At 60.4% G+C, this 9642-nt stretch carries 9 protein-coding genes and 3 pseudogenes; 8 read left to right on the forward strand and 4 right to left on the reverse strand.

What is annotated here, in order from left to right; all coding sequences use genetic code 11:
* On the forward strand, nt 1-422 hold a 422-nt coding region (locus JOZ79_RS10720; RefSeq protein WP_294073976.1), incomplete at its 5' end, for a hypothetical protein.
* Nucleotides 423-626: 204 nt separating this feature from the next.
* On the opposite strand, the pseudogene JOZ79_RS10725 reads toward JOZ79_RS10720, so the two are convergent.
* A pseudogene (locus tag JOZ79_RS10725) lies at nt 627-818 on the reverse strand (hypothetical protein); the annotation flags it as partial.
* 564 nt (nt 819-1382) lie between these two features.
* Between JOZ79_RS10725 and JOZ79_RS10730 the strand changes: the two are divergent.
* A complete protein-coding gene (locus JOZ79_RS10730) occupies nt 1383-2060 on the forward strand; it encodes a hypothetical protein (protein WP_294073978.1) in 678 nt (225 codons plus the stop codon).
* A 236-nt stretch (nt 2061-2296) separates the two neighbouring features.
* On the forward strand, nt 2297-3106 hold the full coding sequence (locus JOZ79_RS10735; RefSeq protein ID WP_294073980.1) for an FRG domain-containing protein: 810 nt from the start codon (nt 2297-2299) through the stop codon (nt 3104-3106).
* Between the two features lie 100 nt (nt 3107-3206).
* Here JOZ79_RS10735 and JOZ79_RS10740 read toward each other — a convergent pair.
* Both JOZ79_RS10740 and JOZ79_RS10745 read right to left on the reverse strand, forming a co-directional pair.
* Nucleotides 3207-3563: pseudogene (locus JOZ79_RS10740) on the reverse strand (DDE-type integrase/transposase/recombinase); the annotation flags it as partial.
* A 143-nt stretch (nt 3564-3706) separates the two neighbouring features.
* A pseudogene (locus JOZ79_RS10745) lies at nt 3707-4905 on the reverse strand (IS256 family transposase).
* A 343-nt stretch (nt 4906-5248) separates the two neighbouring features.
* On the opposite strand from JOZ79_RS10745, the gene JOZ79_RS10750 reads away from it, so the two are divergent.
* A complete protein-coding gene (locus JOZ79_RS10750) occupies nt 5249-5680 on the forward strand; it encodes a hypothetical protein (protein ID WP_294073982.1) in 432 nt (143 codons plus the stop codon).
* Here the strand turns inward: JOZ79_RS10750 and JOZ79_RS14150 are convergent.
* Nucleotides 5629-5982: a ribbon-helix-helix domain-containing protein gene (locus JOZ79_RS14150; protein WP_366514815.1), complete on the reverse strand. Its 354-nt coding sequence runs from the start codon at nt 5980-5982 to the stop codon at nt 5629-5631. The two genes, JOZ79_RS10750 and JOZ79_RS14150, sit on opposite strands and share 52 nt — an antisense overlap.
* Here JOZ79_RS14150 and JOZ79_RS10755 point away from each other — a divergent pair.
* The 4 genes from JOZ79_RS10755 to JOZ79_RS10770 form a co-directional block, all read left to right on the forward strand.
* Nucleotides 5947-8247 (forward strand): BTAD domain-containing putative transcriptional regulator, encoded by a 2301-nt coding sequence (locus JOZ79_RS10755; protein WP_294073984.1) that lies wholly within the window; start codon nt 5947-5949, stop codon nt 8245-8247. The two genes, JOZ79_RS14150 and JOZ79_RS10755, sit on opposite strands and share 36 nt — an antisense overlap.
* Before the next feature lie 64 nt (nt 8248-8311).
* Entirely contained in the window at nt 8312-8488 is a 177-nt protein-coding gene (locus JOZ79_RS10760; protein WP_294073986.1) for a hypothetical protein, read from the forward strand.
* Between the two features lie 66 nt (nt 8489-8554).
* Nucleotides 8555-9310 (forward strand): DUF6065 family protein, encoded by a 756-nt coding sequence (locus JOZ79_RS10765; protein ID WP_294073988.1) that lies wholly within the window; start codon nt 8555-8557, stop codon nt 9308-9310.
* A gap of 34 nt (nt 9311-9344) precedes the next feature.
* Nucleotides 9345-9642 (forward strand): hypothetical protein (locus JOZ79_RS10770; protein WP_294073990.1); only part of this gene is annotated, 298 nt, incomplete at its 3' end.

Here is a 9642-nt window from a genome sequence, read left to right on the forward strand (position 1 = left end):
TCGCGCCGTCCCGCATTGTGCTTTCCGGCCCCTGCGAGCACAGCGCCTTCCTCGCCGCCTATAACGAGGTCGATGTGGCGTTGCAGACCTTCCCGTATTGCGGGGGCGTCACCCTTCTGGAAGGATTGTGGATGGGGGTTCCCGGAATCGCGATGAACGGGGAAACGTTCGCGGCTCGGCATGGCGTGAGCCACCTGTCCAATCTGGGGCTCGCGCAGTTCGTGGCTCAGTCGGAACGTGATTATGTGCAGCGCGCCGTCCGCACCGCCCACGATTGGGATTTGCTGAGCAGTTTGCGGTCGCAGCTGCGCGACCGCATGCGCAATTCACCCCTCTGCAACCGCGCGCTCTTCGGGCGCAATCTCGGAATCGGCTTGCGTCGCGCCTGGGCCGCGTGGTGCGACCGAGCCGGTGCTCCGTAACCGCCTGCGGCTCAAGTCGTTCGAACCGGCGCGCGCCCCGAAGCGGCCGCTTTCGTTGCTGGCGCAACGCATCCTGCGACATTAATTTGTCCGAACCGAGTGGCGGCCCGTTGCTTGTCGGCTTCGCTGTCGCGTGCGATTTTTGATCGTGGTCCTCGGGAGACGGCATTGTCAACTTCGGGGGTAGTGACTCAGACTGAGTCACTACCACTTCGGGAATACGACACGATTTTTCCCGGTTTTGGTCTGAGCGTCACGCTGCGGCGGTCGCTCTGCTCCAGTTCTCGACCGCACCGTTCGGAAGATCCGGAGCGTCGAGCGGAAGACGAGGTGACGTTCGAGATTGAAGGTGTAGTATACGGCAGCATGGACGCTGAGAAAGCGCTGCGCTGATCCCCGGGGACTTAAACCGTTGCAGCTTCCACTCGCGTCGGCATTGTCACGTTAAGGTCCTGTGCTAAGCTGAGCAGGTCGGTGGCGGGCGGTCCTGGGTTGGCGAAGCGCTGAGCGCACCTATTGTCCTGCCCCGAAACTAGGGAAGCAGGACAGAAGGGGTCGCACCGAGTCCGTTAACGTGACAATGCCATCGGTCCCTGCTCTGGTACCCGCCGCGCAGCGGCTCTATATGCTGCGCGATACGCACCGTGGGGACGCGAAGCGAGGGAGCCTTCCTTTGATTGGGTTTTGTATCGCCAATCTCCTAATTCCTGGCGACCCGCGGCATCTTTCTCTCAACCTGCCTAGCGCGACGTGGTGCTTGCAAACTCGGGCTTTTTAATTCGGTAATTAATTTTTATATTAACTACTACCCTGGCCCCTTATTATTGTTAATGTGCGCTTGGCGACGCCTTTCGGCCGGTGTTAGAGCAGAGCTGATCTCAACCGGGTCCTTTCATGGGCGTTGCCGCGATAGGGGCGAAAGGCTATTCCTCACTCGCCACCGCGGTAAGGGCTTAGGAAGTGCAAGGCTTAGGTACCCCGCATACGCCTGCCGAAGAAGCTGCGGTCGGTGAGAAGGCCGGAAATATTTTGTTGGCGATGTACCAGGATTTCTATCGTCAGGAAGTCGGCGCCGAGGAAGATGTTCACCGCACGCTTCCATTCTTCGCGACGGCGTTAGGACTGATCATCGCGGCGCTGAATTATGCCGCCGGGCAGCTTCCGGCATGGCACGAGGTTCAGGGAAATTGCCGCGATGCGGCAGGGCAAACGTACTGGCTTTCGGTCCTTGGGTGCGCCTGGCCCGCCGTTCTCGTTGCCCTGCTGCTGGTCGGCGCGGCGGTGCTTGCGGTCGGCGTGCTGGTGCTGCTCGCCCTTGCTACGCGTCGTCGGGATTATCGAAGGGTGGGCCCGGAGCCGGCGCAGCTCGAGCGAGCGCGGGCGCTGGCCGCTTATCATCGCGGCCGCGGTCTCGTCGGGGATGAACTCGACGCAGCGGTTGCGGTCGACCTGCGGGACCAGCTCCTTGCGGATTTCGCGGAGGTGATCCCGCTCAACCGCGACCAGAACCTTCGGCGCTATAAGCGCCGCGCTCTGGCGGTCTCGTATCTGCTGTGGAGCTTGTTTTGCGCCCTCGCCGGGACCATCCTAATCCTTGCGACAACGAAATTCGGCCTCCTCGGTAGGGCGCTTCCATGACGGACGAGAGCAAGGATTCTAGCGGCGGAACGACTTCCGAGAGTGGTAGGGGCGTCCCCTTGCCTGGCTCGATCAACGCGTCGTCGGATAGAGCACCGACGCCGAGAGCGGGCGGCTTGTCCGAGAAACCCCACGGTTCAATGACCTACATCGTGCAGAAGGGCGCGGACACCCTACCCACCCGCCGTAAATAAGCGCTTTGGCTGAGCCGTTCGCGGCAACACGGGAAGCTACGGGTGAAAGAGATCGCCGTAGCGAGCTGGGAGGAATTCGAGGAGCGTCTTCGAGCCCTTAGGACTGAAATTTCAGCCGGTCTTACGGGCTGGCTATATCGCGGCCAAGAGGATGCATCGTGGCCGCTTCTTACAACCTTAGAGCGTCGGAAGGAACGAATATCGGTAAAGGATTACTATGCGCGCATACTCCGTGTAAAAACTGAAATTGAGGTATTCACGGGGCGTGACTGGGATTCACCAGATGATGAGAAACTTCGAGCCGACTTAGCGGAATACGATAACTTCAACCTAAGGCTCAGCTTTGGCGAGTTGCCGGCGTACAGCTACATGGCATATCTCCGGCACCACGGATTTCCGTCACCGCTTCTCGATTGGACCCGCTCGCCTTACGTGGCGGCGTATTTCGCTTTCCGTCAAGGTAAACGGGAGAAGGTGGCGCTATATGCCTACGCCGAGAGACCAAAGAATGTTAAGGTAAGCGGGAGCAGTCATCCCATGATTTATGTCTTCGGTCCTCATGTCAAAACTCATCGTCGGCATTTTTCGCAACGGTCGACGTATACCCTGTGCGCATATTTTAATACGACCACAAAGCTGCCGACGTGGTTTTTTGCTCACCATGATGCCGTCTTCGATCTCTCTGAAAGCGAGCAAGATCTTCTATTCAAATTTACGATTCCATGCTCAGAACGGGTGAAAGTTCTATCAAAGCTTAACGAATACAATCTGAACGCTGTGTCCCTATTCGGCTCCGAGGAGAGCCTGATGGAAACGCTTGCGATTCAGGAATTTGAATTTAATCACCGCTAGCCCGCCAAGTATCGCGAGCTGCTGTCGTTCGGTCGGGCGTGGGCAGGTGTTGTCACGAGAACCAACCCGGGACAAAACGAGGTAGTCTGATCGGAGGTAGTCAGGCCGCCACGACCGCGTGCTGCCATTGCTCTGCGGCTTCCGTTCTGAAGCTCCGCAGGGTCGATCTGGAAATCAGGTGACGTTGTAGGTTGAACACATTGTGGACGGCGGCATGGATGCTGAGGAATCGCTGTGCCGATCTCGCAGACTTGAAAAGCTGCATCTTGCGCTCGCGTCGCCGGACCGCCTGATGGCTGTTCTCGGCTCGATTGTTCAGTCGCAAACCCTGCTCATGACGGCAGGTCAGTCCCAACCTTCGCAATGCCGCGCGGTAGGATCGCAGCTTGTCCGTGACCAGCATCTTCGGCGCAAAACCCTGTTTGCGCAGCAGCTTGCGCATGAGCCGGAGCGCCGCTTCATATCACGCCGAGGCATTGTCACGTTAAGGTCCTGTGCTAAGCTGAGCAGGTCGGTGGCGGGCGGTCCTGGATCGTGCCCCAAGGGGTGGTGTAAGAGCGGTGGTGAAACCGCGCTCTCCGGCAGGGTTGGCCGGTGTCGTCAGGCGGCCACGGCGGGCAGCTTGACGATGGGATCGTCGCTCAGCGGGCCGATGGTTTCCAGCGTCATGTAGCGGGCTCGCTGCACGGCCATTCGTCGTTCTGCTCGAGCAGGATGGCGCCGACGAGCCGGGTGATCGCGTCCTCGTTGGGGAAGATGCCGACCACTTCAGTGCGGCGCTTGATCTCGCCGTTGAGCCGCTCCAGGGGATTGGTGCTGTGGATCTTCGGTCTGTGGTCCTTGGGGAAGCTCATGAAGGCGAGCACATCGGCTTCGGCCTCGTCCATCAGGACGGCGAGCTTGGCGACCTTGGGCCGGAGCTGATCGGCGACCTGGCGCCACTGGGTGCGCGCCATCTCGGCATCTTCCTGGGCGAAGGCGGTGGCGATGAAGGCGGCGACGACGCGTCGGCCCTGCTTGCCGGCGTGCGCCAGGACGTTGCGCATGAAGTGCACGCGGCAGCGCTGCCACGAGGCGTGCAGCACCTTTGAAACCACTGCCTTGAGCCCCTCATGCGCATCCGAGATGACCAGCTTGACGCCGCGTAGGCCGCGGCGTGCGAGCGAGCGCAGGAACTCGGTCCAGAAGGTCTCGGCCTCGGAAGCACCGATCGAGAGGCCCAGCACCTCGCGCCGGCCATCGCCGTTGACCGCCACCGCGACGATGACCGCGACCGACACGATGCGCCCGTGCTCGCGGACCTTGACGTAGGTGGCATCGAGCCAGAGATAGGGCCAGTCGCCTTCGAGCGGGCGGTTGAGGAAAGCCGCAACCTTGCCGTCAATCTCGGCACAGAGCCGGCTGACCTGGCTCTTGGAGATGCCGGTCATCCCCATCGCCCGGACCAGCTCATCGACCGAGCGGGTCGAGACACCCTGGACGTAGGCTTCCTGCACCACCGCGGCCAACGCCTTCTCGGCCATGCGCCGCGGCTCCAAGAAGGCCGGGAAGTAGCTGCCCTGGCGCAGCTTGGGGATGCGCAGCTCGATCGCGCCGGCGCGCGTCTCCCAGATCCGGTCGCGGTAACCGTTGCGGTGATTGATCCGCTCCGGGCTGCGCTCGCCATGCGCGGCGCCGGTCAGGCTCTCGACTTCCAGCTCCATCAGCCGCTGCGCGGCAAAACCGACCATCTCGCGCAGCAGATCGGCATCCGAGCTCTTCTCCAGCAGCGTGCAAAGGCTCATCATCTCATCGGTCATCGTCGGGTTCTCCGTCCAGGTTGATCGGTTTGGCGACCAAACCCTACCGGAGACATCCGCGATGACCACCGCTGTGGATAAGTAGCCCGCCGCCGCCTGACTCGTGGCGGTCCACGGCGACGGGCTACTTACCCACAGCTCCTACACCACCCACAGGGACACGACCTCAAATCACAAACGTCGGTGCCGCGCATTCCCCGGGCAAATATGTTTGCGCACGGTTCTATACGGGGTAGAATCATTCGTCACCGCGGGCGGGAGACCGGATGGCTACGAGTTTCGGGCGACGACATCGTCGGGGGGTCTGTATCGCTGGAGCACGGCGGCGAACTGGACCAATGGGGTGCCGGTCAACGGCTCGACCGCGGTGGTCAGCAACACGTCCTTTGCCGGCAACCCGTCGAGCTACGACGACATCGCCAATCTGTATCTCGATGGCCTGAACGTCTCCAACACCTACCTCGGGGTGGCGGGGGCGCTGGAGGCCGGCACGGTCAGCTTTGGCACGTTCCCGAGCGAACTCTACAGCTCGACGATCCAGGGCGGCGGCGCGGCGACGCTCACCATCGACGGGTTCGCCGGCACCGCCTTCGGGTATGTCGACGCGTTCGGCCCCAACGCGCTGACCGAGGTGCTGGCGCCGACCGACTTCAGATTCGAAAATAATGCCGAAGCGCCTCGTGCTTTTCAAGTGGGCGACATAGATACTAAATATATTTTCCATTACCAGATCTTCAGAAGACTCGATTTTCGTTCATCAGCAAGAGCACGATAGAATTCTACGGCGTAAACCCGGATAGCAGCAGTCAGTCCTGACGTGCAACGCTCGCGCTCGATTTCGGTCAGAAGTTCAGACATCGACCGGTTCTGACGCTCGGCTATGTCGCGGAGGGCATCCCAAAGGGCGGGCTCGAGCCGCGCGCTCGTCCGCCGGCCGCCGACGAAAATGTTGCGCAAAACTAGCGTCGACTGACCGGAATAGCTCTCCGTCTCAGCTTTTTTGGTGCGCTGCGCCGTCTTCGGACTGCGCACGCGGGTGTCTTGACCGAGACCCGCTTCTCCCCCGCTCGCCGCCACGCTCCCCTCCTGGATAAGTTGGGAGCATCTGAGTCAATCGGCACCTCGGAAAGGCGGAAAATTCCCGGAAAGGACACGGAAAACTGCGGTACGCTCGTCCGCTGGCCTTACACCGCCCGGACCGTTTTCCTCTGGAGCATCGCTTTGAGTATCCTTGCCTCACTACCCCCGCGGCTGAAAGGAGAGCCGGGTTCGGAACTGGGTTCTGAGCTGCTCTCGTCCGTGTATCTGTTAGGGACGATGCGCTTGGTCGACCAGGTGGCTCAGCGCAACGTGCTGCCGAGTGCTAGGAAAACGCAAGCAGTCCTGGGTTATCTTTGCTTATCAGTCGGGGAGCGACTGCCGAGGACTCGCATTGCGGGCCTCATTTGGGATCGATCGGGTGAAAAACAGGCGAGGGACAGCCTACGGCACGCGCTGAACGACTTGGACGGGCTCGGGACGCTTGCGATCGAGGCGGATCAGAAAACCATCCAACTTGACGCCCGAAGCTGCTGGATCGATGCCTTCGAAGCCCCGGCGCCGTCCGATCTACTTCTGGCAGACCTGTATGGGATTTCTACATCTTTCGATCAATGGCTGATCGGCGAGCGCAGCCGGTTCGAGAGTCGATGGCACGAGAAGCTTGAAACCGAACTTAAAGATCTCGTGGGAAACAACTCTGCACCCGAACTGCGAGCGGGTGCAGCCCGGAAGCTCTTAAACATCACGCCCACGCACGAATTTGCGGTGCGCACTTTAATAACCGCTTTCGTCGATATTGACGAGAGATCACAGGCTATACGGGAATACGAGCGCTTTCGTCAGCTGATGAGCGCAAACTACGGGCTGCAACCGTCGCCTACGACTACAGCGCTCGTTGAACAGATCCGGATGCAGGCAAACATCCGACGGCTCGCTACTAAGCCCGCAAAGGGCGGAAGCACCGCCGAAGCGCCGGCGATTGGGTCTCCTCATACGTCCGCCTTGCCATTATCGGTCAGGGACTGTGTCGCACCGAAGACGCTTGAGCCATCCATTGCGGTGCTTCCGTTCAAAGACTTGTCTCTGGAGCGAAGCAACCAGCATGTCGCTGAAGGCTTGACCGAAGACCTGATCGAGCTGCTGTCGCGTGTGCCAGGCCTTTTTGTCACGTCCCGGCTTTCGGCCGGAATGTTCCGGCACGAACGGCTGGCAGTCGCAGAAATTGGCGAAGCACTTGAGGTTCGGTACATCGTCTCGGGTAGTCTTCGGGTTGAGGCCAATCGGCTCCGCCTCGTTGTAGAGCTCACAGACGCTAGGGAGCGCATCCCACTCTGGACGTCGCGTTTCGACGAACTATTCTCTGACATGCTTCAGGTACAGGATCGACTCGCCGCGCGGGTCGTGCGCTCGGTCGCACCATATGTCCGTTCGGCTGAACTGAAGCGCATTCGAATCAAGCGGCCGGAAGATCAGAACGCGTACGATCTGCTGCTTCGCGGACAGGAAGCGATGCACAACCCGAGCCGAGTTGTGTTTGAGTCGGCGGGAAAGCATTTTGAGAGCGCGATCAAGCTCGAACCAAGCTATGCGACCGCGCTCGCGTGGCGCGCGTACTGGCACGTGATGCGCGTCGGACAAGGGTGGTCGCCGGATTCTGCCCAAGATGCCGCAGATGCCGATCGGTATGCGAAGCTCGCGATAGAATACGACGAGACTGAGCCGATGGGGTTTGCCGTCGAGGGCCACGTCGCGACGTTCCTCTTCAAAGACTTCGAAAGAGCTTTCACCTGCTTTGAGAATGCGCTGCGCCTGAATCCAAACTGCGCCCGCGCGTGGCTCTGGAGTGCAAACGCACACGCATACAGGGGAGACGGAGCTTTCGCTGTCGAGAAGGTCAATCGCGCGATGGCGCTCTCCCCCTATGATCCGCTCGTTTGCGCATTTAGCGGGGGCGCAAGTTTGGCGCATCTCTCGCACCGGCAGTACGAACGCTCTATCGAGTTCGCCTTGCGTTGCATCCGAGAAAATAGGTCGTACTCAGCGGCCTACCGGCTGCTCATCGTCGCGCTTGTCCAAGCCGGTCGCGAGAACGAAGCTCGCTGCCACGTACATCAGCTGCTTCAGCTCGAACCTGGATTCACGGTCGAAGAGAATCGGCGCCGCTTCCCGGGTAGCGCGTGGCCGTTCGGGGAGATCTATTCCGACGCGCTCGCCAGGGCGGGCGTTCCCCTTTCGGACAGAGGCATCACTCAGGCGATTTCCGCTTCTTTTCCGTCTAGGCCCAGCCGCCGGCTGCGCTGATCCGTGCCAGCCTCCTCGGCACGGCTGTGGGCAATTGAGCCCGCGCCGATGGAGGATGGTACTAATGAAAGCTGTCAAGATCGCGCGTACGCTCCCGCCACTGGGGCTTCCCGACGCGCGGATTATGCCCGGCACGGTTCGCCTCGGCGACAGTGGCGGGATCACCGGGCAGTTTCCGCCCTTCGAGCTGCCAAACCGGACCTCGGACTCAGCGGCGATCCGCAAGCCGGACCATAGCTGAACGAGCGTGCCACGCCGCAGCAGATGACGTAAGCGACGTTTAAGCGACGCGGGCCGGAGTACCGCAATGGCGGAGTCGACGCCGAGCACAATCTGTCGTTTCTTTCGCCTTATCCCCGGTGCGCCGGCCCCGCAGCGCGCGGATCGCTCCGCTCACGGCACCCTACCTGTTCATGCGTACCGGTACTGCGAGGCCATCGCGAGCGCCTCAGCCTTCGGCTGGTACATGTTTCCGCCGCTTACCTTCACGCTGATCTGGGACGGTGTTGAAATCTTCTGGACGTACGAGGGCGCTGCCTCTTCGTATCCTCTGCGAGACGCGGCACAATTCCCCCATTTTACGGAGACATTCGCACGTTCCGCGCCCACCGAGGAAATCGGGAAGCTCGCGCCGACGTTCCTTGCCCAAGGCAAAATGCCCGGCACGGTCCAGATCTGGAGTGGCTACCTCGCGAAAACGGCGCCGGGTTGGGCGCTGCTATCGCGCGGTGTCAGCAATGTTCCCAAACTGCAGCCGTACCAGTCCTTTGAAGGTATCATCGAATCAGACTCCTGGTTAGGCCCAATTTTCACAAACATTCGTCTGACGCGTACACACACGCCAATCGTCTTCAGTACAAAAAACCCACTATTTCAACTACAGCCTCTTCGGCATGAATGCTACCGTCAGCCGAGCTTTGCGGTTGAAGATATATCCGATCTGAATACGGAGGACTGGGATCGCTTCGCGGCGACAATGGTGCCAAATACGGATCAGAACCGAGCGCCGGGGCATTACGCCGTGGACACCCGAAGGCGCCTCCGCAGCAAAGGCCATGCGTGAGCGAGGCCGGATCGGCTGTGGCTTAGAACTTCAAATGAACCGCCTGTTCCAACCGATGCGCTGGGCAATATGCCTGATGATCGCTCAGGCTGCCCTATTCGCCTCTGAAACCGGCATTATCCATCACATCGGATCGCGCGTTCCTCTCCTACAACTCGCGTTCATACGAAGTCTAGCGGGGATGATCTTCGCAGCCATGTGCGCTCGCGGCTGCGGGTTGGAAATTCTGCGCAGCGAGGGGCGATGGCTGCAGGTCGGCCGTGGAGTTGCCTCTCTGTTGTACCTTTTTGTGATGATTTACTCGTTCGGGAATTTGCCGTTTTCAAATGCAA

Origin of the sequence: Sphingomonas sp. (genome assembly GCF_019242355.1) — a bacterium.
Taxonomy (GTDB): Bacteria; Pseudomonadota; Alphaproteobacteria; order Sphingomonadales; family Sphingomonadaceae; genus Sphingomicrobium.